This is a genomic window from Paludibaculum fermentans, assembly GCF_051172195.1.
GTDB lineage: Bacteria > Acidobacteriota > Terriglobia > Bryobacterales > Bryobacteraceae > Paludibaculum > Paludibaculum fermentans_A.
Map to the genome: position 1 here is coordinate 1,311,980 of NZ_JBPJAQ010000002.1, position 21,924 is coordinate 1,333,903.

At 63.8% G+C, this 21,924-nt stretch carries 14 protein-coding genes; 3 read left to right on the top strand and 11 right to left on the bottom strand.

Annotation, left to right across the window (positions count from 1 at the left end; translation table 11 throughout):
- Positions 1–129: 129 nt before the first annotated feature.
- The 3 genes from ACR9Y2_RS31925 to ACR9Y2_RS31935 all read right to left on the bottom strand — a co-directional run bounded on the left by ACR9Y2_RS31925 (position 130) and on the right by ACR9Y2_RS31935 (position 2,649).
- Positions 130–894 (bottom strand): SDR family oxidoreductase, encoded by a 765-nt coding sequence (locus ACR9Y2_RS31925; RefSeq protein WP_435045930.1) that lies wholly within the window; start codon positions 892–894, stop codon positions 130–132.
- Positions 895–937: 43 nt separating this feature from the next.
- Complete coding sequence (locus ACR9Y2_RS31930) at positions 938–1,327, bottom strand: cupin domain-containing protein (protein ID WP_435045931.1); 390 nt, start codon at positions 1,325–1,327, stop codon at positions 938–940.
- A gap of 128 nt (positions 1,328–1,455) precedes the next feature.
- Positions 1,456–2,649 carry a mandelate racemase/muconate lactonizing enzyme family protein gene (locus ACR9Y2_RS31935; protein ID WP_435045932.1) on the bottom strand — a complete coding sequence of 398 codons (1,194 nt, stop codon included), beginning with the start codon at positions 2,647–2,649 and terminating at the stop codon, positions 1,456–1,458.
- 78 nt (positions 2,650–2,727) lie between these two features.
- On the opposite strand from ACR9Y2_RS31935, the gene ACR9Y2_RS31940 reads away from it, so the two are divergent.
- Both ACR9Y2_RS31940 and ACR9Y2_RS31945 read left to right on the top strand, forming a co-directional pair.
- On the top strand, positions 2,728–4,095 hold the full coding sequence (locus tag ACR9Y2_RS31940; protein ID WP_435045933.1) for an alpha/beta hydrolase family protein: 1,368 nt from the start codon (positions 2,728–2,730) through the stop codon (positions 4,093–4,095).
- Positions 4,096–4,127: 32 nt separating this feature from the next.
- Positions 4,128–6,338: a carbohydrate-binding family 6 protein gene (locus ACR9Y2_RS31945; protein WP_435045934.1), complete on the top strand. Its 2,211-nt coding sequence runs from the start codon at positions 4,128–4,130 to the stop codon at positions 6,336–6,338.
- A gap of 58 nt (positions 6,339–6,396) precedes the next feature.
- On the opposite strand, the gene ACR9Y2_RS31950 is transcribed toward ACR9Y2_RS31945, so the two are convergent.
- The 7 genes from ACR9Y2_RS31950 to ACR9Y2_RS31980 form a co-directional block, all read right to left on the bottom strand.
- Entirely contained in the window at positions 6,397–7,428 is a 1,032-nt protein-coding gene (locus ACR9Y2_RS31950) for a ThuA domain-containing protein (RefSeq protein ID WP_435045935.1), read from the bottom strand.
- 123 nt (positions 7,429–7,551) lie between these two features.
- Positions 7,552–8,829, bottom strand: coding sequence for an Nramp family divalent metal transporter (locus tag ACR9Y2_RS31955; protein ID WP_435045936.1), 1,278 nt, complete (start codon positions 8,827–8,829; stop codon positions 7,552–7,554).
- On the bottom strand, positions 8,826–10,379 hold the full coding sequence (locus tag ACR9Y2_RS31960; protein WP_435045937.1) for a hypothetical protein: 1,554 nt from the start codon (positions 10,377–10,379) through the stop codon (positions 8,826–8,828). The genes ACR9Y2_RS31955 and ACR9Y2_RS31960 overlap by 4 nt, the downstream gene beginning before the upstream one ends.
- A 4-nt stretch (positions 10,380–10,383) precedes the next feature.
- A complete protein-coding gene (locus ACR9Y2_RS31965; protein ID WP_435045938.1) occupies positions 10,384–13,509 on the bottom strand; it encodes a TonB-dependent receptor in 3,126 nt (1,041 codons plus the stop codon).
- Between the two features lie 115 nt (positions 13,510–13,624).
- A complete protein-coding gene (locus ACR9Y2_RS31970; protein WP_435045939.1) occupies positions 13,625–14,905 on the bottom strand; it encodes a hypothetical protein in 1,281 nt (426 codons plus the stop codon).
- A 149-nt stretch (positions 14,906–15,054) separates the two neighbouring features.
- On the bottom strand, positions 15,055–16,335 hold the full coding sequence (locus tag ACR9Y2_RS31975) for a serine hydrolase domain-containing protein (protein ID WP_435045940.1): 1,281 nt from the start codon (positions 16,333–16,335) through the stop codon (positions 15,055–15,057).
- A 37-nt stretch (positions 16,336–16,372) separates the two neighbouring features.
- Positions 16,373–16,801, bottom strand: a complete 429-nt coding sequence (locus ACR9Y2_RS31980; RefSeq protein ID WP_435045941.1) for a cupin domain-containing protein — start codon at positions 16,799–16,801, stop codon at positions 16,373–16,375.
- A 227-nt stretch (positions 16,802–17,028) separates the two neighbouring features.
- Here ACR9Y2_RS31980 and ACR9Y2_RS31985 point away from each other — a divergent pair, with 227 nt between their 5' ends.
- Positions 17,029–18,357, top strand: coding sequence for a Gfo/Idh/MocA family protein (locus ACR9Y2_RS31985; protein WP_435045942.1), 1,329 nt, complete (start codon positions 17,029–17,031; stop codon positions 18,355–18,357).
- Positions 18,358–18,462: 105 nt separating this feature from the next.
- Here ACR9Y2_RS31985 and ACR9Y2_RS31990 read toward each other — a convergent pair whose 3' ends face one another.
- Positions 18,463–21,765, bottom strand: a complete 3,303-nt coding sequence (locus ACR9Y2_RS31990) for a carboxypeptidase regulatory-like domain-containing protein (protein ID WP_435046351.1) — start codon at positions 21,763–21,765, stop codon at positions 18,463–18,465.
- Positions 21,766–21,924: the final 159 nt, after the last annotated feature.

Sequence of the window (21,924 nt, forward strand, 5' to 3'; positions counted from 1 at the left end):
CAAAGCTCTTTGAATCCTAAACCTTGACTCTTTGCACGAGGCATCGTTCGTGCACGCTGCACCCGGTCCAGGAACTTCACTGGCAGGACTGCCGGGTTGCGCGCCAGGCCCACGAAGCGGGGGGAATCCTCAGCGTGCCGCGGCGACGGCCTGCTGCTGGCTCAGCCAGTCCTCATAGCTCATCGCGCTCAGCCGCGCCCCTCCATCCGGGACAATACTCCGCTCGGATGCCTCCGCGCCGAAGTAGCCCATCTTCGGGTCGATCACGATTTCCCGCGTTTCGTGGCGATGGTTCAGCGTGATCCTGACCAGCTCCGCCATCGGGAACGCACGCGGGCCGCCCACTTCCACCATGCCATTCAGTGGCATGCCCAACGCGACATCGCCCACCGCCTGCGACACGTCCGCCGCGGCCATCGGCTGGATCAGGATCGGTGCCACGCGGATGGAATCGCCCACCGTCGAGAACTCGAGGATGCTGTTGGCGAACTCGAAAAACTGCGTCGCCCGCACAATCGAATAGGGGATCGACGACGCTTTGATCATCGTCTCCTGCACCATCTTGGCCCGGAAATAGCCGCTGCTCAGCAGGCGGTCCGTACCCACCACCGACAGCGCGACATAGTGCCCGACCCCCGCCGCCTTCGCGGCGGCAATCAGGTTGGTAGTGGAGGCCCGGAAGAACGCCATCACCGGCTCCGGATCGAACGACGCTGAGTTCGACACATCCACCATCACTGAGGCGCCCTCGAGTGCCTGGGCCAGCCCCTCGCCCGTCACTGAATTGACGCCCGACTTCGGCGACGCGGCGACCACCTCGTGGCCCTCCGCCTTCAACCGCGAAACAACCTTGGAACCGATGAGGCCGCTGCCTCCAATTACAACGATTTTCATGATGAACCTCCTGGTTCGAAGCCTCTATCCTGGAGAGGGTAATCTACTTCTCCAACACCAATACCGGCGCGCCCTTGTCCTTCAGCAGCAGCACCACAAACTTGGCGGGTTTGGTTTTGCTCGCATTCCGCCCTACAGTGTGAACATCGTTGGGGCCCTCGTAAAAAGTCTGCCCCGGTCCCAGCGTCACCTGCTGCCCGCCTTTGACCTGCATGATGATGGATCCTTCCAACACGTAAATGAACCCATGCGCGTTGTGGCGATGAATCGGATCCTCACCGCCTGGCGCATAAACCACGGTGATCATCTCCACTTCTTTGCCGGGAATGTCTTCCAATGGTTTGACCATCAGCGACGCCACCTGGGCATCCTGCGCCCTCAGCGTGCCGGCCAGAAAACACAGCAATGCCAGCGCTAATCCCTTGTTCGACATAATTGACCTCGCGTGTAATTCAAGCTCCTATGTGAATCCATCATGGAGCTGTGGCACGGCGGGGATCATCACCCAAACGGAGGATTCTCAACACCCCCGGCGAAACTTGCAGCGCTGCCGTTGGCCTCTCAACGTCCGCCAGGCGGGCGCAGGCTTTGACTGCGATAAGGGAATCGCCGGTCCAACTCCGCCCAGTCCATCTCCAGGCCCAGGCCCGGCTTGTCCGGCAGCGTCACCTGCCCCTTGCGCGCCAGCGGAAATGTTCCGCGCGTGATGCCCGTGAAGGTGCCTTCCATGCCCGCGTCCCACTCCTGCATGAGGAAACTGCGGAGGCCCGCCATCGATTGCAGCGATGCCACATGCGCCACCGGGCCGTAGTACATATGCGGTGCCATCTCCGCACCATAGACTTCGCCCAAAGAGGCAATCTTCCTGATCTCGGTGATGCCGCCGCAGTGGATCACATCCGGCTGCAGGATGCGGGCGCCCCTCGCATCCAACAGGTGCTTGAACTCATAGCGCGAGACGAGACCCTCTCCGCCGGCCAGCGCCACCGGGCTCTTGGCGGCAATCTCCCCCAACGCCTGCGGCATCTCCCGCCAGGTCGGCTCTTCAATGAAGAGCGGGTGGAACGGCGCCACCGCGTTCGCGAAATCGATCGCCGAGCGGACCGTGAACGTCTCCCACATCTCCAGTCCAATCTCGAGCTCCGGACCGCCGCCCCTGCGCACGGCCTCCACCTCCGCCACCAGGCGCCGCAGCCGCTCCGGTTCCGTGCCTCCCTTGGGCAGTACCCACTTGATGCAGCTCCAGCCGGCCTCCCGCGTGCGGGCCGCCAGTTCGGCCAGGCGCTCCGGCGTGCGCGGCTCCAGGCCCTGGCTCCAATGGCTGTAATAGACGCGCATTGGTTTGGCGGCCGATGAGCCCAGCAGGCGCCACACAGGTTCTCCCAGGCGCTTGCCGGCGATGTCCCACAGCGCGATGTCGACAGCGGCCAGCGCGGTCATCAGCACCGAACCGTCACGGTAGCGCGAGAGTTCGTAGTAATTGCGATTCCAGTGATCTTCGATGCCCGCCGGATCCTTGCCGGTCAGAAAGGGCGTGAACCACTCAATCGCCTTTTCGACAATCTCGATCCGCCCGGAAATGGAACCCTCGCCCAGCCCCGTAATGCCCCCATCGGTTTCGATCTCCAGGAACAGATAGTCGCGGTTCTGGATGGAGTGTTTGCGAGACGTCAGCTTGCTGATCGCCAGGCGGCCGGAGGCGGCAAACAGCGCGCCGGCCAGCAGGTCTCTCCGGCGAAGCAGGGGTCCAGGCATACTGGGGATTGTATCCAAGCCGCCTGCGGGCAAGGCGTGGTGATTGCAGGAAGGGCCCCCACGTAACAGAATGATGGGATGCTGTTGCGCCGCCACGTTCGCTGTCTCGCCGCGATGCTTTCCCTCTGCGCCCCGGGCTTCGCCCAATCGGCAGCCCCGCACTACTTCAGTGTGCCCGGGGCCGATGCGCCCGAACTGGCGCGGAGAGGCACGCACGCCGTGGGTGTCCGCACCCTCGAACTGGTCCATGCCGGCCAGGTGGACATTCTGAAGTTCGATCGCGAGACAGGCAAGGCCCCGCTCTATGACCGGCCCCTCACGGTGGAGGTCTGGTATCCGGCCACGCTCCCCGCCGGCCAGCAGGAACAGACCGTCTACACCAGTCCGCTCCCGGGCAACAACCCCGCGGGCGGTGCGAAGACGTTTGAGACCGCAGGCAAGGCCCTGCGCGATGCGCCGCCGGAGAAAGGCCAGTCGTTCCCGCTGGTGGTGGTGTCGCACGGCTATCCAGGCTCCCGCACCTTCCTCAGCTACCTGACTGAGAACCTCGCCTCGAAGGGCTACGTGGTGGTCGCGATCGATCACACGGACTCTGTCTTCGGCGCGGTAAAGGGATTCCAGAGCACCCTCCTGAACCGTTCCGCTGACCAGCTCTTCACCCTGGAGGCGATGGAAAAACTGGCCGCTGCGCCGGACCACTTCCTGCATGGCGTGCTGGATGCATCCCGGGCGGCCATTGTCGGCTACTCCATGGGCGGCTACGGAGCCCTGGCGAGCGGCGGAGCCGGCTACAGTGCGGCGAGCGGCATCGCCCGGATGGTGCCCGGCGGCTACTACAGCAAGTGGATCGCGGGCAGTCCGGAGTTTACCGGCCTGCGCCATGACAACCTGAAGGCCATTGTCGCCATCGCGCCTTGGGGTGCACAGCCGCCGCAGAATGCCTGGGACAAAGCAGGCCTCGCCGGAATCCGCGTCCCGTCCCTCTTCATCGACGGCGACCAGGACGATATCTCGGACTATGCGGCCGGGGTGAAGCCGGCGTTCGAAGGGGCAGTCAACTCTGACCGCTGGCTGCTCGTATACGAGAACGCCCGGCACAACGTCGGCGGAAACCCGCCTCCGCCCGAGGCCCTCGGCGAGTTCAATACGCAGGAGAGCTTCGATGAACCCGTCTGGCGCAAAGACCGGATCGCCGCCATCAACCAGCATTTCATCACCGCGTTTCTGGATCTCCAATTGAAGGGCGACGCCGGCCGCCGCGCTTACTTGGATGTGCCAGTCGTCCGGTCGAATGACGGTGCCTGGCCCGTGACGCGAGGCGAACGAACGGGCGCGAGCTACAGTCCCGGAGCAGGGAAGGAAGGCCACACCTACTGGAAGGGTTTCCAGCGGCGCTGGGCTCTCGGCCTCCAAATGCATCACCTGGCTCCGGCCGGCAAACCGTGAGATGGTTCGGACTGGAAGCAAAGGACTCTAAAATGCATCACTCTCCTGTGACCACATCGTTGCTACTGATCGCGCTTTCCGGCGCCCTGGCTGCCGCCCCCTCACTGTCGATTCGGGTCGACCCTGCAGCGGGGGGACCCGGCCGGTTCGCCGAGGCCGAGATCCGGCGCACCGCGGCACAGCAGGGGATCGCCGTCACTGCTTCCGGCGCAACAGTCATTAGCCTGGCTGTCAGCCCCGGCGCCGTTGCCCAAAGCTACGAGATCCAGGTCCAGCGCCAGGGCGCCTCGACCACCATCAACGTGCGCGGAGCCGATGCCGCCGGCGTCATGTATGGCGGCCTCGACATCGCCGAGGCCCTTCACACCGGCACCCTGGAGCAATTGAAAGACTCCCGCCACACGCCCCATATTGCCCAGCGCGGCATCAAGTTCAACCTCCCCCTGGATCTGCGTACGCCCAGCTACTCGGACACCTCGGACGCCGCACAGGCCAACATCCCCGAGATGTGGAGCCTCACCTTCTGGGGCGAGTTCTTCGACGACATGGCGCGCCACCGCTACAACGTCATCTCGCTCTGGAATCTGCACCCCTTCCCGAGCATCGTGAAGGTGCCGGAGTTCCCCCATGTCGCGCTCGACGATGTCTGGCGGACCACCGCCAAACTGGACGAGAAGTTCGACAATGCCGGCAACGATTTCGTGCGGCCCGGGATGCTGGCACAGCACGAGGTAGTGAAGAAGTTGCCCATTCAGGAGAAGATCCGGTTCTGGCGCGAAGTCATGCAAATGGCCAGGGACCGCGGCATCGACGTCTACTTCTTCACCTGGAACATCTTCCTCCACGGGGCGGAAGGCAAGGATGGCATCACCTCCGACAAAGGCGCGCCGCGCACCATCGAGTACTTCCGCGCCAGCGTCCGCGAAACCATCCGGACTTACCCTCTGCTGGCGGGCATCGGCATCACGGCCGGCGAGAGCATGCCAACGAACATCGGCGGGATCAGCAAGGAGCAGTGGCTCTGGAAGACCTACGGCGAAGGCATTCGCGATGCCCTGAAAGAGTCGCCGCAGCGGAAGTTCCGTCTCATCCACCGCTTCCACATGACGGGGCTCAGCGAGATCCGCGAGACGTTCACTGAGCTGCCCTGCACCCTGGACGTGAGCTTCAAATACGCTATCGCCCACATGTACTCCGTACCGCGGCCCGCGATGATCGATCCCCTGCTGCCGCTGCTGTCGCCGCAATTACGAAGCTGGCTGACCGTGCGGAACGATGACATTTACAGCTTCCGGTGGGCCGACCTCGACTATGCCCGCGCCTTCATCAAGGCAATCCCGGGGCCGGACAAGGTGGCTGGTTTCTACATGGGGCCGGACGGCTATGTGTGGGGCCGCGACTTCCTGACCAAAGATGCGGCCTCACCACGGCAGACGGTGATGCAGAAGCAGTGGCTGTCGTTCGCCATGTGGGGCCGGCTGGCCTACGAGCCGGAACTGCCTGAGTCCACCTTTGCCCGGCTAGTGGCGGCGCGCTTTCCCAGGGCGGATGTCTCCCGGCTGATGGGCGCCTGGGCCGATGCCTCCAGGACGTTCCCTTACATCACTCGCTTCTTCTGGGGCGACATTGATCTGAAGTGGTTCCCCGAGGCCAGCCGGAGGAAACAGGGCTACTACAATGTCCGCCACTTCATGGAGGGCGGCACGATGCCGGGCGCCGGCGTACTGAACATCATGGAGTGGCGCAACGGCCTGCTGGCGAAGAAGATGCCTGCCGGCGTCACACCCCTGGAGATCGCCACGACGCTTTCCGCCAATTCGAACAAGGCGCTGCAGGCCCTCCCCCAGTTGCGGCGCGGTGGCGTGGCCCCAGTCGGCAATGGAAAGGAGTATACGGCGACCTTGGGCGACATCGAAACCATGGCGCATCTGGGTCTCTACTACTCGGAGAAGATCCAAGGCGCCTGCGACCTGGCCCTGTTCGACAAGACCGGAGACGCCACTCAGCAGGGCTCCGCGGTGGGCCACCTGACGGCCGCCCTGGAGCACTGGAAGCACTACTCGGCCGCATATACCCGGCAGTACGTGCAGCCGGTGCTCTACAACCGTTCAGGCTGGGTGGACATTCCGAAGCAGACCGCGGAGGTGGCGGCGGATGTCCAGATGGCCCGGGACTGGAAGCCCGGCACGATCGATGAGAGTGGGATCAAACGCTCGGGGACTGAGGCGGGGTTCAAGAACTAGGGCGGGTCTCCGGCCAGTGCCGGAAACCCGCCATGAGGAAGGGACTCGACGCTGGCGGCTAGGGCTTGGCCGTGCCGCTGGGTGAATCGTCGGCGGGCAGGTCGCCCAGGGCGTACTGAATGCCGGCGAGCATGTGCGCGACGAAGGGGCGCGAGAAGTAGACCTTCTCGTCGTGGCCGTGGGCTTCGTAGAAGACGCGGCCCTGGCCCACGCGCTGGATGTAGCTCAAGGCGTAGTCGCCGTCGGTGCGCTTGGTGTTGGCCGGTTCCTTGGCCTTGTCTTCGGCGCTCATCTTGCCGTAGTTGACGCTGGTGAGGACGTGGACCTTGTTGCGGCTGTAGGAGTCCTGCGCGAAGGTATAAGTCTCATCCACGATCTCGTAGCCGCGGGCGGGGAACATGGCAGTGAGCGGGCTCTTGGGGTCGTCGATCTTGACGGTGATGAGCGTGGGGTAGACCCAGTGGAACTTGAAGAATCCGCCCATCACTTCGTTGAACTCGGGCCAGGTGCCGGTGAGCGTCGGCGGAGCATCGGGCGTGGCTCCCTTGATGGTCTTGTGGTAGCAGTCGGTGGCGGCGTGGATGCCGGCGATGCCCTTGCCCTGTTTGACGAAATCGAGCAGCGCCTTACGGCGGATGTCGGTGACGGGCTTGTCCTTGGGATCGTCCAGGAACTCGCCGGTGGTGCTGGCGAGGAAGACGGCGTCGTACTGCTTCAGGTTCTCCGGGTTGATGTCGGCGGCATCATAGGTGATGGTGGTCATCCAGGCGCCGGTCTTGTCGCCGAGGTACTCGACCATCTTGGCGGCCAGCGGGATGGAAGTGTGGACCCAGGTGACGGCCCGGCCCAACACGAGGACGCGGCGCACCTTCTGCGGAGTAGCGGGCGCCTTGTCGGGCAAGGCGGCCATCATGGCGGCGATGTCGGCCGGATAGGCGAACTGCCGCTGGGGACAGCCGCGCGTGAAACCGCCGCTGAATCCTTCCGGAGGACAAACCAAGGGCTTTTCCGGGGCTGCCGGCTGTTGGGCGAAGCCAACCTGACTCACCAGGGCCACCGCTGCGAACGCAGCAAGGAGGCCGAATGCCATCCTCTTTATCATCGTTTTACTCCTCAATCTCGAAATGACGCCAGGACCAGGGCCGGCGTCAAACTGCCGATCTGACAATACATCATCTCCCGCGGGTGTGTCGAAGGGAGAGGACGACGGGCGCTACCACCAATTGATGAGATTGCGCAGCATGAGCCAGATGGACACCACGATCATGACCGACAGAACCACGTTGCTCGACCAGCGGTTGGTATGGTCCCCGAGGCGTTTTCTGTCGTTGGTCAGCCGGAGCAGCGCCAGGGCGAGCACGGGAATAAGGACGACCATCAGGGAGTTCACGATCAGGATGATGACGACCGGTTCCCAATTCGTGAAGAGGACATAGAGCGGCGAGAAGCACCAGAAGGCGACGAAGCCCTGGAAGTAGGGATCGCGGCGTGTCTCGGGCGCGGGCCGTTTGGAGTCCAGCCCGGCCGCTCCGGAACGCAACATGCCATGCCGCAGGATGTCGGTGACCATGAGGGCGTAGCCGGTGGTGCCGCCGATGAAGCCGGAGAAGGCGGAGGCCCACATGCCGGCGCCAAAGATGAGGCGACCGGCCACGCCCAGGCTTTGCGAGAAGATGCGGACCAGGTCATCGGCGTTCTTCAGCTTGAGGCCGAGCGGGTGAATGGAAGCGGCGGCGGCGATCTGCACCAGCGTGCCCAGCAGGAAGATGCAGGTGATGCTGGTGAAGAGGTCGAAGCGCTGGCGCGGCAGGTCGCGGGCGGAGGTCCAGCCTTTGGCGCGGAGGAAGTAAGAGTAGGTGAGATTGGTGAGCGAGCCGGCCTCCGTGCCGATCAACGCCATGACCAGCAGCGCGGCGGAGTAGGCGCCTTTGTCGGCGGGCAGTCCAGGGAGAATCAATGCCTTCCAAAGCGCGGCGGGATCGGCGTGGGAGAGGAACGCGGCGACGATGAGGGAGGCGGTCATGATCGCGACCAGAGCCTTGCAGCAGCGTTCCACGACCGAATAGCCGCCCCAACGGATCATGGTGTAGGCGAGGGCAATGGATAAGACGGACCAGAACCGGGCGCTCCAGGGGAAGGGCAGGGGCAGCAGGAGGTGGATGCAACTGCCCAGGAGAACCACCTTGTACATGTTGGAAAGGTGGCGGACGACGATGGTGCCGGCGAGGACGACGTGCACGAGCGGCCGGCTGAGGCGGCGGTAGCCATCGAGGAGAGTCTCGCCGGTGACGAGGACGTAGCGGGCCGAGGTATCGAGCCAGGCGTAGCGGAAGAGCAGGGTAAAGCCGAGCGCCCAGACCAGGGCATAGCCATAGGTTGCGCCGGCGGCGGCGTTGGAGACGAAGCTGCCGGGACCGCTGGCGGTGAGGGCGAAGACGATGCCGGGGCCGATGGAGGCGCTCCAGCGGGCGAGTCTCGACTCGGGCTTCATGAGTGGATGTGCAACGGCAGGATCTTGCCGGCTTTCGTCGCGAAAGGCTCTTGCCGTCTGATCTGCAGGGTGGAGCCGTCCTGCCAGAATTTGGCCATGAGCTGGTGGCCGCGGGAGTGCGAAGCCAGGAACTCAAGGGCCGTGCGGAGCATGAGGGGCTCGTCGATGGCGCCGACGCCTGGACTGACGATGAGGGCTACGCGCGAGAGTCCGCCGACCTCGTGCTCCATGAGTTGGTAGTCGGAGGGGCCTCCGCCAAAGGCGCGCGGCAGCACTTCCTCCAGCAGGGTGGTGAGTTCCATGCCGAGGAAGTGCATCCCTTCGCTGGTGAGCTTCTCGTAGCTGCGGATGTGATGCAGGTGGAGGTCGAAGCCGAGCTGGCCGAACGGGCAGCCGCAGGTGCGGCGTTCGAGGGTGGCAGTGTCGCCGGTCTCCACATTGAGCATCAACTTTGGACAGTTGGGATGGATGGAGGTGAACAGGAGTGCGCCGTCGGCGCGCTGGATGACGGCGACTTTGGAGAGCAGCAGGTGAACGTCATCAATGTCCGTGGCGTCTGTGCAGGCCATGGCGACGTGGCCGAGTTCAGACATCGAGTAGTGACACACGATGCGGCAGCCGGCGTCGGCCACAGCCTGCGCCTTGGCAGCGGTGAGGGCTTCACCGCCAACCCGGAAGAGCGTTCCGCTGATGTCGAGGTCCGCTGCGCGCGCCGCCTGGCAGACGCGCACGGCGCAACCGGCCAGGGTGTCGAGATAGGCTGGCCGGCCCTGGCTCCGCATGCCGGCGAGGAATTGGGCGATGCGGCCGGCCTCGGTGACGGGCACATGGATGGGCGAGGGCTGGGGGCGGCCGAAGAGGCGGCTGAAGGCGAGCGTCTGCCGGGTGAAGAAGAAGTACTTCCACTGCCCCTTGCCCGCGTCGACCGGGGACTGGGAGAACCACCGTTCGAGGGGAATGCCCAGCCTGGCGAACATGAGGAGCTTCTTGATTCCGGAGTTGTCGGGTGGAACGGGTCGCCAGACCGCGTAGGGGCGCTGGAGCGCATCCAGGCCCAGCAGGTGGTGGTAGTGGCAGGCCGCGTCGTGATTGAGCAAGTCGAGATCGAGGAGAAGGCGGCGGGCGGGCCCGCTGGAGCCGCCGGTACGGCCCGAGAACTGGGCTCGCACGAGGGGATTGTCAAAGTCCTCCGATTTGAATTGCGCTGTGTAGCCGAGTCGATCGAGCGGCCGCTGGCCCTTGAACTCGGCGAGCTGGATGAACAGGCCGGCGTCCAGCAGCGATTGCAGCGCGCCTTCCACCCCCAGGTCGTTGGTTCTCTGGGTGAGGTCGGCGAGGGTGATGCCGGCGTGCTGGAACAAGGGGCGGTAGGGGCTTTGCGGGTTGCGGAAGATGCCACGTTCCAAGAGGGTCAGGAATGACGTATTGCGGGCCGCCATGCACTGCCGGAGGAGCTGGCGTGAGGCGTCCGGCGTCAGGGGATGGCGCAGAAACGAGGGCAATCCGCGGGTGTAGCGCAACGTCATGCGGAGCTCGTCGAGGATGCTCACGGGGTTAGAAGACCACCTTCAAGCCGAACTGAATCTCGCGGCTGGGGCCGGCGCTGGTGATGCGCCCGACGTCCTCCGGTGTGGAGTTGCTGCTGAAGACCTGCATACGAGTGGGGTCGGGGAGATCGAAATTGGTGTGGTTTGTGGCGTTATAGGCTTCCGCGCGGAAATCGAGCCTGACGCGATCGCCAGCCCAGGATGGATGGAAGATGCGGCCGAGGAAGAGGTCGGACTGGAACAGGTCCGGTCCGGTGATGGTGTTGCGGCCGAGGTTGCCCAGGAAGCCGGGTGTGGGCCGTTGGAAGGCCGACGGATCGATCCAGCGCAGGGGATTGTGGGTGACGGGGTTGTTGGAGGCGCCGGGCGCGAGGTTGGGCCGTTGGCCGCCCAGGCGGTCGGGCCGTCCCGTGAGGGTACGCGCCGCATCGTAGCCCAGGGTGGCGGAGAAGGGCAGCCCGGTGGTGCGAGTGATCACTCCGCCGATGCGCCAGGTGCTGAACAAGCGGCCCCAATTGGACCTGAGCCGCGGCGACAGCCACTGCGTGTTGGCGACAAACGTGTGGCGGAGGTCGAAATTCGACAGGCCCCGATTGAAGCGGACATTGTTCACGGGGATGCCGATGGAGTTGGACGACTCATTGTGGGCGAAGGTGACGGAGTCGTCGTCGATGCTTTTTGAGAAGGTGTAGGCCGCCTGCCACGTGAGGCCGCGGCGCGACTGGCCGGTGAAGTTCAGGAGCCCCGCCTGGTAGAACGACTGGCCGTCGAAGGTGCGATTGCGAATCATGCCGAAGGCTGGATTCAGGCGCTTTCCGCCCGCGGGCCAGTAGAGCCGGCCGTCCGGCAGGGTAGTGGGCACGGCCAGGTTCGCATCCTCAATGAGAGCGGAGAGATGGAGGCCGTGGGAGCCGACGTAGGCCAGTTCCAGGTGGCTGGCAGACCCGAGCGGCTGTTGCAGGTTGACGTTCCATTGCTGGAGATAGGGCTGTGTGAAGTTGCGCGGGATACGCTCGGCCCGCAGATCGATGCTGGGCGAGTTCACCAGTTTCTGGTAGAGGCCATTGGGAAAGTCGCCGGGGGCAAGGCTGTTGGCGTCGCCGCGCAGATAGAAAGGCGGGTTCCGGACGCCGGTGATGAGCAGGAATTGAGAGAGGACGAGGTCGTCGTAGAGGCCGTAACCGGCTCGCAGAACGGTGCCGAGGCGGGCGGAGAGGTTCCAGGCGAGACCCGCGCGGGGTGCGAAGTTGCGACGCGAAGGGTTGGCGAAGAGCGGCCCGGAGGTGCGCATCTGGGGGCTGGTGAGCTCGTCGAGGTTGGAGAGCAGGCCATTCACTTCGGCCGGCACGCTCGTCCATTCGTAGCGCAGGCCCAGGTCGATTCGGAGGCGAGGGGTGAGGCGCCAGGCGTCCTGCAGGTAGCCTCCAGCGATCGACTGGCGAAAGCCCCGGACGGTGCCGGAGCCGGGCAACTGGGCCCTGAGCCGTTGGGGCGTATTGGTGAGAAAGTCGGCCAGGCTGGCGAAGGTCAGCTCTCCGTTCTGGCTGCTACGGCTGTCCTGGTTGAACCGGGTGCGTTCGGCAAACGCTCCGGCATTCAGGATGTGGCGTCCGGCGCTCAGGGTGAAATCGTCGTAAGCCTGGAAGGAAGAGAACGCGTCGAGCTCCGCGTCGAGCGCCTCGGAGCCGCCAGGGAACTGCGTCAGGCCCGGTACATTGATCAAGCCGACAGAGCGGGCGCCGGGGACGAAGATGAGGGCCGGGTCGTCGATTGCGGATTGTGTGGAGCGGGTGACATTGAAGTTCGTGACGGACCGGCTGAACCCGAAGCGGGCCGCATTCATGACGTGGGCGGAGAAGACGTGCTGACCTTCCACGACGGCGGATTGGGTCCGGGTGTTGTTGAGTTGCTCACCGAGGGCAAAGGGTGTCTGGCTGTTGCGGTTGCCGGAGTCGAGGTTGTAGCGCAGGAACAGCGAGTCGCTGGAGGTGGCCAGCCAATCCACCCGGGTGGAAAGAAAGCGCTCGTGCCCAGTGGTTTGATTGGAAAATATAAAAAGGCCTGTTTCACCGAAATACTGACCATTTGCATGGGGGAACAACGCGAGCACCCTGGCGATGGCCGGATCGACGCGGACGGTCGTGCTGTTCAGGACGCCGGTGCGCGTGCGATCGCTGACAGTTGTGTTGATTGTGGTGGAGCCCCGGGCCTGCCACAGCGACTCAGTATTTGCGAAGAAGAAGAGCTTGTTTTTGACGACGGGCCCGCCTGCGCTGGCACCGGCCTGGGTTCTGCGGAACTCCGGTGGGCCGGAGCCGTCGAAGAAGTTTCTGGCGTCGAGGTTATCGTTTCGAAGGAAGGCGTAGAGAGTGCCGTGGAGGTCGTTGCCGCCAGACCGGGTGGCCGCGTTGATGACCCCGCCGGCGGCGCGACCGTACTGAGCACCGTAAGTGTTGTTGAGAACGACGAATTCGCGAATGGCGTCGACGCCGAGGTTCAGGCCGTTGATGCTGCCGGGGGTGGAGTTTGTGTGGTCGGAGACGCTGATGCCGTCGAGGCGGTAGCTGTTCTGGACGGGGCGGGAGCCCGAGATGGAGAGTTGGATTCCGAATCCCGTGTTTGCATTCCGGCCTTGTGCGCGGGCCACCAGGACGCCCGGTTGGAGGGTGGCGAGTTGGAGGTAGTCGCGGCCGTTGAGTGGCAATTCCTGGATCTGGTTCTGGCCGATGAGGGTGGAGAGGGCCGCCGCCGATGCGTCCACAGACTTCACAGTGGCACTGACCAGGAGGGCGGAGGTGTGGCCAGCGACCTTTAGCGCGGGGTTCACAATCGCCTCGCGGTCGAGGGTGAGTTCCACGGGGCTGACGGTCTGTGTGCTGAAGCCTGGGGCTTCAAAAGTGACTTCGTAGCGGCCGAGTTCCAGGAAGGCGATGCGGAACCGGCCGGCCTCGTCGGCGGCGGCCGTGCGGACATTGCCAGTCTCGAGGTTGCGGAGAGTGACGGAGCTGCGGGGGATGGCTGCCCCTGATTCGTCAGTGACAGCGCCGGCGATGGCGCTCGTGCGGCTTTCCGCGTGGAGAAACGAAATGAATATGCACGTCGCTAACCAGTATGCTGGGTGCCGGCAAATCATTTGGTTTCTATATTGTAGCGTCCGCGCGGGGAGGGAAATCAGCCTGCCGGAAAGGTAGAAGCCGGGCGGCCCCTGAGGGAGCGCGCCCGGCATCTTGGCTGACTTCGAATTTGGATTAGTCTGGCCAGGTTTCGAACGGCGCCTTGGGCATCCTATGGCCCCAGGCCTCGGGGCCCCAGCAGCGGGTGCCCACCAACGGTTCGGTGGTGCTGGTGTTCACCAGTTTCACTCCGCCCTGTTTGGCGGCGGCGTAGGGGATGACGAATTCGTCGTTCAACGGTTCGCCGAGGCGAATGCCCGATTTCACTTCGACCTGATGGTTGGCGAGGGTGCCGTGGCCGTGGCTGAAGTGGATGATGCAGAGCGCGGCGGGACCGGTGAGGATGGTCTCGGCGCCGGGCGCGAGTTCGAACTGCCGTAGGCTGAACACCTCGTCGCCGTTCGGTTTGCCGAAAACGCGCCACTCGTCGTGGAAGCCGCCCTGGCTGGCTTCTTCGTCGACCACAGGCAGCAGGAAGTGCTTTTCGACGATGTAGGGGTCCTTATTGCGGCGCATGTCGATGTCGGAGACGAGGCGCTGGACGCGGTCTTCGCCTTCGAGACCTTCCGGCAGGTGGCGGTAGAGGAGGTCCTGGCCAAGGAACACTTCGCCGTCGGGGCAGAGCACGTGGCTCTGGTAGAAGCGGAAGTCGTCGCGATCGCGTTGTGGTTCTTCGGTGTTGACAGCGGCGGGCCCGTGCAGGATGCGGGTGGGGGTGAAGAAGCCGGTACCCATGCGGATGAGCAAATTGCGCGCATGGCTGCGGAGGTGGTTGTCCTTGCCGGCGATGAAATCGCGAACACTGTCGGCCATCATTTCCTCATCGAAGTACTCCATCAGGCCGAGGGAAGTGTGGCAGTCGTTCTTGTAGCGTTTGTTGCGCCAGGGGTTGAAGTTGTAAGCCTCGGGCTTCCACGGATGCATGTGGTGGCCCAGCGGATAGAGGTTATCGAATTCCTTGTTATAGAAGCCGGTGCCTCCCAAGGTGCGGTAGAGGGGACCGACCATGAAGTCGGAGGCGCCGTGGACGGCTGCATCCATGGGGATGAGGAAGCCGTCGGGATGATGGAAGTGGCACAGGCCTTCACCGTGAATGCCGTTGCCGGTGTCGGCGAGAATGGCGCTGCCGTTCCAGCGTTCATCGATGGCCCAGCCGTTGGGGCCTTCCGGGAAGTAGTCGGGGTCGACCAGTTCCAGGTTCTTGCCGGGCAGGCAGAACTTGCGTCCGACGAAGCTGGGGAAACAGCGCAATACGCCGCCGCCGGCTTCGGCCGCGGCCTGCACGGTATCGGCGGCGCCATCCTCCATGATGGGCAGGTCAGAGCGGTAGAGTTTGACTTGGAGAGGGGTCCTCATATTGGCACCTATTTCATCGACTTCAGATTCCACGTGGTCTCAGCAACATTTGAGAATAGCAGTACGCGAAAAGCTGACGGTATCGCAGCAGCGAGACGGCCGTCAACCCCTCACCGCGAGCCGTCGGAGCGGGCCTGGAGGCGGGCAATTTACTCCAGAATCGCCTGCATCACGGCGTTCTCGAAGTCGCGCTGCACGGGCGTCACCTGGGTCTGGATCATGACGATGGTGACCATCTTCTCGGCCGGATCGATCCAGGCCTGCGTGCCAAAAGCGCCGTCCCAGCCGAAGCTGCCGGTGGAGACGCGGAGGCCCGCGGCGACCGAGTCTTCGACGACGCCCACGAGCAGGCCATAGCCCATGCCGGCGGCGGGCCGGCCGAGTTTGCCGTTGAACATGCCGCCGACGTGATTGGAGGCCATCAGTTGCACGGTCCTGGGGCTGAGCAGGACATGGCCATTGAACTTACCGCCATTGCAGAGCATCTGGGCGAATTGCAGGTAGTCTTCGGCGGTGGACATGAGGCTGCCGCCGGCTCCGAAGAAAGTCTTCGTGGAGAAGCCGTCCTGGTTGTCGGCTTTCTTCAGGCCTTGCGGGCTTTTGGAATAGAGGGTCACCAGGCGCGGACGGCGGTCGTCGGGCGGGTAGAAGAAAGTGTCCTTCATGCCGAGCGGTTCGAAGATGCGGGTGCGGAGAAACTGATCATAGGGCAGGCCGGAGACGATTTCGACGATGCGGCCGAGCACTTCGGGTCCGGCTCCGCCGCTGTAGGCCCACTGGGTGCCGGGTTGGAAGTCGAGGGGGACGGCGGCGAGACGGGGGACGTAGGTGGCGAGGGTGTCGGACGGCTGCCTGGGATTGATTTTGGGGGCTTCGCGCGCTCCGAGGCCGCCGCTGAGGAGGCCGGAGGTATGGGTGAGCAGATCGCGGACGCTGATTTCGCGATAGGCGGGGACGAGGTAGAAGTCGGGGTCAGCGGCGCGGGCGCCCACGGGGCGGGGCGTGATGGACTCCTTGGGCATCGCGACTTTCATGTCCTTGAACTCGGGAATGAACTTCGAGACGGGATCATTCAGGCGGATCTTGCCCTCTTCGACCATCATCATCACGGCGACTCCGGTGATGGGTTTGGTCATGGAGGCGATGCGGAAGATGGCGTCGGGCGCCATGGGTTTCTTCGTTTCGAGATCCATGAGGCCGTGGGTCTGGAAGTGGGCGATTTTGCCGCGGCGGGCGACGATGGTGACGGCTCCGGAGATGGCGCCGGCGTCGACATGGCGCTGGACGGCCTCGTGGATGCGCTGCAGGCGTTGCGCCGACAGGCCCACGTCTTCCGGCTTGCCGGTGGGCACCTGCCCGGCGGAGGCAGGCGCGGGGGCCAGGGCCGAGACGACGGCCAGCCCCAGCAGCATCGATCCGATTCGCAACATGGCTGAACTCCTCTTCCGAAAGATCGGGACGCGGGCTTTAAGTCTGCTTGCCGCGCAGTTCAATGACATAGTACCTGCACGGAACTTCGCCCGCATTGCGGAGGTTGTGCATGCGGTTGGAGGCGAAGAAGACGACGGAGCCGGCTTCCACCGTTTCGGTCCTACCATCGAGATGAGCTTCCGCCGTGCCTTCCACGATGATGGCGAACTCGTCGTGTTCGTGTTTGTGCGGAGGATGCGTAGTGATGCCGGGGCCGAGGACGGTTTCGTGGGATTCCAGGATAAAACCCGAGTGTTCTGTGCCGCGGAAGAAGCGGCGGCCTTTCTTCTTCGCGTCGCCGCTGTATGGCAGGGCGGAGGAGTGATAGACCCTGGAGGGCAGAACCGGGTCCTGGGCTGGCGGAGTTTGTGCCTTGGCGGCCAGGGCGGGCAGGAGGATGGCGAGATTGCGCCGTGAGATCGTCATCGAATCCCCTCTTGTTGTTGCAGGCGGATCGCCTGGAGTGTGCAGTACAAGGCCGGCGGGGCTGGCATTGCGGCCGTTTCCCGCGGCTCAAAGGTTGTTATCCATCCGAACGAAGCCTCTCGTCTGGAACAAACATACATGAGAATAGACCGTCGCGGAGGCAGGCCGGGCCGGTTTTGCGACGCCTGCGATATACTGGCGCCGATCTCAAGGAGGCTCCTGTTTCCATGCTTTCCCGGCGCTCGTTTCTATCCACCGCGGCTGCAGGATTTGCTTCTGCGCCGGCAGCCCGCCTGGCTGCGCCGCTGGTATTGCCGGCCGCACTGCTGGGGCAGAACGCCCCGTCGAACCGGATCACCGTCGGAGTGATCGGAGTCGGGCGCCAGACCGTGGTGGTCAACCTGAAGCAGTTCTTCGGCATGCCCGAGGTCCAGGTGGTGGCCGTGTGCGACGTCGATACGTGGCGGCTGGCCAATGCGAAGAAGCAGGTGGAAGAGGCCTACGGACAGCAGACGCGTTCCGGCACGTACCGGGGCTGCAGGACGTTTGCCGACTACCGCGAACTGCTCGCCGACAAGAGTATCGATGCGGTGATGGTGAGCACTCCGGACCACTGGCACACTCCGATTTCGATTGCGGCGTTCCGGGCAGGGAAGGACGTTTCCTGTGAGAAGCCGATTACGCGGTTCATTGCACAGGGGCGCCAGTTGAGCGACGAGGCAGTGAAGCGCAAGCGCGTGTTCCGGAACGACAGTGAATTCCGGTCGCTGGCCAACTTCCACCGGGCGGCGGAGCTGGTGCGGAATGGGCGCATCGGTAAAATCCACACGATTCGCGCGGGCGTGCCGGGTATGGATGTGGGCTGTCCGCCGCAGGCCGCAATGCCGGTGCCGCCTGAGCTGGACTACGCACGCTGGCAGGGGCCCGCGCCGCCTGCGCCTTACACGGAGAAGCGGGTGCATATGCCGCATTCCTACGATCGCGGCGGTTGGATGCGCCACAAGTACTATTGCGACGGGATGGTGACGAACTGGGGCGCCCACTTGATCGACATCGCGCAATGGGGCAACAACTCCGAGCGGACGGGACCGGTGGAGGTGGAGGCGCGCGGGACATTCCCGCCCGCCGATAGTTTCTGGAACGTGATGATCGGGTTTGAAGCGGAGTACCGGTTTGCCAGCGGAGTCCGCCTTTTCTACAAGACGGGGAGTCCGTACGTGCGGTTTGAAGGGTCGGAGGGCTGGATCCTGGCTGAGTACAACAAGGAACTGCAGGCGTCCTCCCCCGCGGTGTTGGCATCGAAGATCCGGGAGGACGAGACCCGGTTTCCGCTCAAGTCGGACAAGCAGGACTTCATCGATGCGGTGAAGAGCCGGGGTGCGACTCTCGAGGATGGGGAGGTGGGTCACCGCACGATGTCGATCTGTCATCTGGCGAACATCGCGGCGCATGTAGGCGGCAAGCTCAACTGGGATCCAGTCAAAGAACGATTCACCAACAGTAGTGCCGCCAACGCGTTCGTCGACAAGCCGATCCTGGAGCCGAAGCTGACCTGAACGTACTTTTGAAAAGCAGAAGGCCGGCGACCCTTCGATGGGAAGAGGCGCCGGCCCTGATTGTGTACTGAGGCGGCCCGTGCGTGGAGCGCCTGAAGCTTTTGGTTAGAACTGGAAGCGGAGGGCCATCTGCAGTTGGCGCGGATTGCCTACGGTGCTGGTGATCTGGCCCACCTGGGCATTGCCGATGTTGGCATTGGGCTGGCCGAGCTGGGGATGATTGAAGATGTTGAACGCCTCGGCGCGCAACTCGAAACGCATCTGGTCCTTGATCACGAAGTTCTTGAACAGGGACATATCCCAGTTCCAGCGGCCGGGTCCAAAGAGGATGTTGCGGCCGGCGTTGCCATAGGTATAGGCGGCCGGAGTGCCGAAGGCGGCGGCGTCAAACCAGCGGAGGCGGGTACCGGGGTAGCTGATGGGGCCGACGACGTCCGGGCGGCTGCCGGTGCCGTTGGTGGTGGAGGTTTGGAGGACGGGCGAGAACGGCAGGCCGCTCTGGATGACCAGGATGCCGTTGGTCTGCCAGCCGCCGATGACGGCGTTGGCGATGCCGCCGTGGTTCAGCAGCGACTTGCCTTTGCCGAAGGGCAGTTCGTAGAGGTAGCTGACGGTGAGGCGGTGGCGCATGTCGGTGATGGAGTTGCCGCGCTCCGCTTTGATGTTGCGCGGATCCTGGGGTTGAGGACCGGCGGAACCACCGCCGAACTCCAGGGGCACGTTGTCGATGGAGTGCGACCAGGCGTAGCCGACCAGGGTACTGATGCCCTTGGCGAAGCGCTTGTCGACGGTCAACTGCAGCGAATGGTAGGAGCCCAGGCCATCAGTGGAGAAGTAGCTGACGTCGCTGATGTTGGGGGCGATGCCATAGAGCGGGCGGCGGGTGTTGAGGGCCGCGGCTCCGGGGATGGGCTGGTTGGCGTTGTAGGTGTTGTAGAGCCGGCGGCCGAGATTGCCCACGCCGGCGAGTTTCACGACCATGGCGAGCGGTGTGATCTCGTGTTCGAGCGTGAGGTTGTACTGTTCCGCGTAAGACGGCCGGAACTTGGCGTCGACCGCGAAGACGGCACCGAAGGGCCTGTCGGCGAGAGTGTAGTCCACGGGCACCAGAGGCGAGAAGCCATCGCGAACGCGGGGGCCGACGTTGATGTCTCCGGGTGAGATGGTGACTGTGGAGCCGAAGGGCAGTTGGCGGAACAGGCGGAGGCTGCCGCCTTCGCTGCCGGTGGGGTTGTAGAAGATGCCGAAGCCGCCGCGCAGGACGGTGTGGGCCATGAGCTGATAAGCGAAGCCGAAGCGCGGGCCGAAGTTCTTGCGGTAAGGCTGGACGCCTGCGTACTTGTCCACGCCGTTGCGGCCGGCGATGTCGATCTTGGCGGTGGAGATGTTGAAGTTGGCCCAGCGGTTGGCGACTTCGCTGTAGGGGGTGTAGTAGTCCCAGCGGAGTCCTAGATTGAGGGTCAGCTTGCGGGAGATGCGCCAGTCGTCGGCGAAGTAGAGGCCCCATTCGCTGCCGCGCTCTCCGGGCCAGTTGAGGGTGTAGTCGTGGGCGGCGGTGGTGGCGTATCCGAGCAGGAAATTGGCCATGCTGTCGCCGCCGGAGCCGGCACGGGAATCAGTGAGCGCGGGCGAGAAGTTGAAGCGGCCGTTGCCCTGGTTGGTCTGGTAGATGGTGAGCTGGCGGCGGCGGAAGTCGAGACCCCACTTGAGGGTGTGTTTGCCGTTGGTGAAGCTCATGTTGTCGACGATCTGATAGGTATTCTCGCGGCGGAAGATAGGCAGCGAACGGGTCTGGCCGATGCCGATGTAGCTGCCGGGCGAGAAGATGGGCAGGTTCTGTTCATTGGGTGTCACGTTGGAATTGGGGACGCCCAGCTGATTGCCGAGGGCCTGGCCGGGGGCGAACTGGTCGGCCGTGTAGTCGAGGCGGAAGCGGTTGAAGCCGAGCCGGAAATCGTTAACGAGCTTCGGGGTGATGACGCGGGCCCAGCTTGCCACGGCGTGCTGATCGGGTGAGAACGAGGTGCCCGCGAAGGAGCCCTCATCCCCCAGATTGACGGGGATGGATATGCCGGGAATGTTCGTGGCGGGGAAGCTGCTGGGTACGCGGGTTTCGGTGTTCTGGATGGACCAGCGGGCGAAGAAGTTGTCCTTCGACGAGATCTGGTGGTCGACGCGAACATCGCCCTGGTTCCACTTCTGGTTCTGCACCAGGTTGGCCAGGTAGTTGTTGAAGCGGCCGGGGGCGGTCGGATTGGGATAGGCCTGCACCATCTTCACGGCGATGGGATCGAAGCGGGCCGACGGGATGACGTTGTTCGCGAAGGCATCGCGAATGACGCCGGAGCCGTTGGGGTTGGCGCGCGTCGAGAGCGGGTCGTAGATGGTGGCCGCTTCGCTGAAGTCGCCGGTGCGCATTTTGGCTGTGGGGATATTGCCGAGCAGCAACTGCTGGGAGTCGCGGCGGTAGCCTTCGTAGTCGAAGAAGAAGAACGTTTTGTTCTTGCCGTTATACAGCTTGGGCAGGACGACGGGTCCGCCGAACGAGCCGCCGAACTGGTTCAGGCGGAAGGCCGGGAACGCGGTGCCTTTGGGGCTGAAGTAGTTGCGGGCGTCCATGGCCGAGTTGCGGAGGAACTCGAACAGGCTGCCGTGCATCTGGTTGGTGCCGGACTTGGTGATGACATCGATCACGGCTCCGGAGTTGCGGCCGACGTCGGCGCTGTAGAGGTTGGTCTGGATCTTGAACTCGCGCACGCCCTCGACGGGGGGACGCAGCACGATGGAGAGCGTCAGGCGCTCGTTGTCGTCGATGCCGTCATACAGAAAATTGTTCGAGCCTTCGCGGTTGCCGTTGGAGAAGATCTCGGTGCCGGGACGGCGATCGTCGGGACGCGAGCCGCTCATGATGGTGCCGCCGGCGGAGTAGCCTACGCCGTTGACACCGGGGCTGAGCGTGGCCAGCTGGACAAAGTTGCGGCCATTGAGGGGCAACTGATTGACCAGTTGCTCGTTCACGACCGTACCGAGAACCGAGGATTCGGATTCCAGCAACGGCGCCTGTTCCGTCACTTCGATGACTTCCGAGGTCTGCCCCAGTTGCATGGTGAGGTCCAACTGAGCCTGCTGGTTGATCTGCAAAGTGATGCCGCTGCGAACCAGGCGGCGGAAGCCCGGCGCCTCCACGGTGACGACATAGTCACCCGGTGATAGCAGCTGCACGATGTAGCCGCCTGTAGAGTTGCTGAAGGTTTCGTGATCCCGGTTGGTACCTGAGTTGGTGACCCTGACTTTGGCATTGGCCACAGCCGAACCGCTGGCATCCAGTACGGTCCCGCTGATTTCGGCCGAAGCGACCTGCGCGTATACTGGCGCGTTCAGGGCGCAAAGGAATGCTACCAAGCACATCCATTTCGACATTGAAGTACCCCTCTCGACTTGGAAGATCGAACCCAGACTTCACACTCAGTGCGAGCGGAGCGAAGCATTCCCAGGCTTCTTCCGGCCCCCGATGGGGGTGCGCCGCCCACAAAGCTGTGTCAGACAGCCTATAACATTTCATTGCAG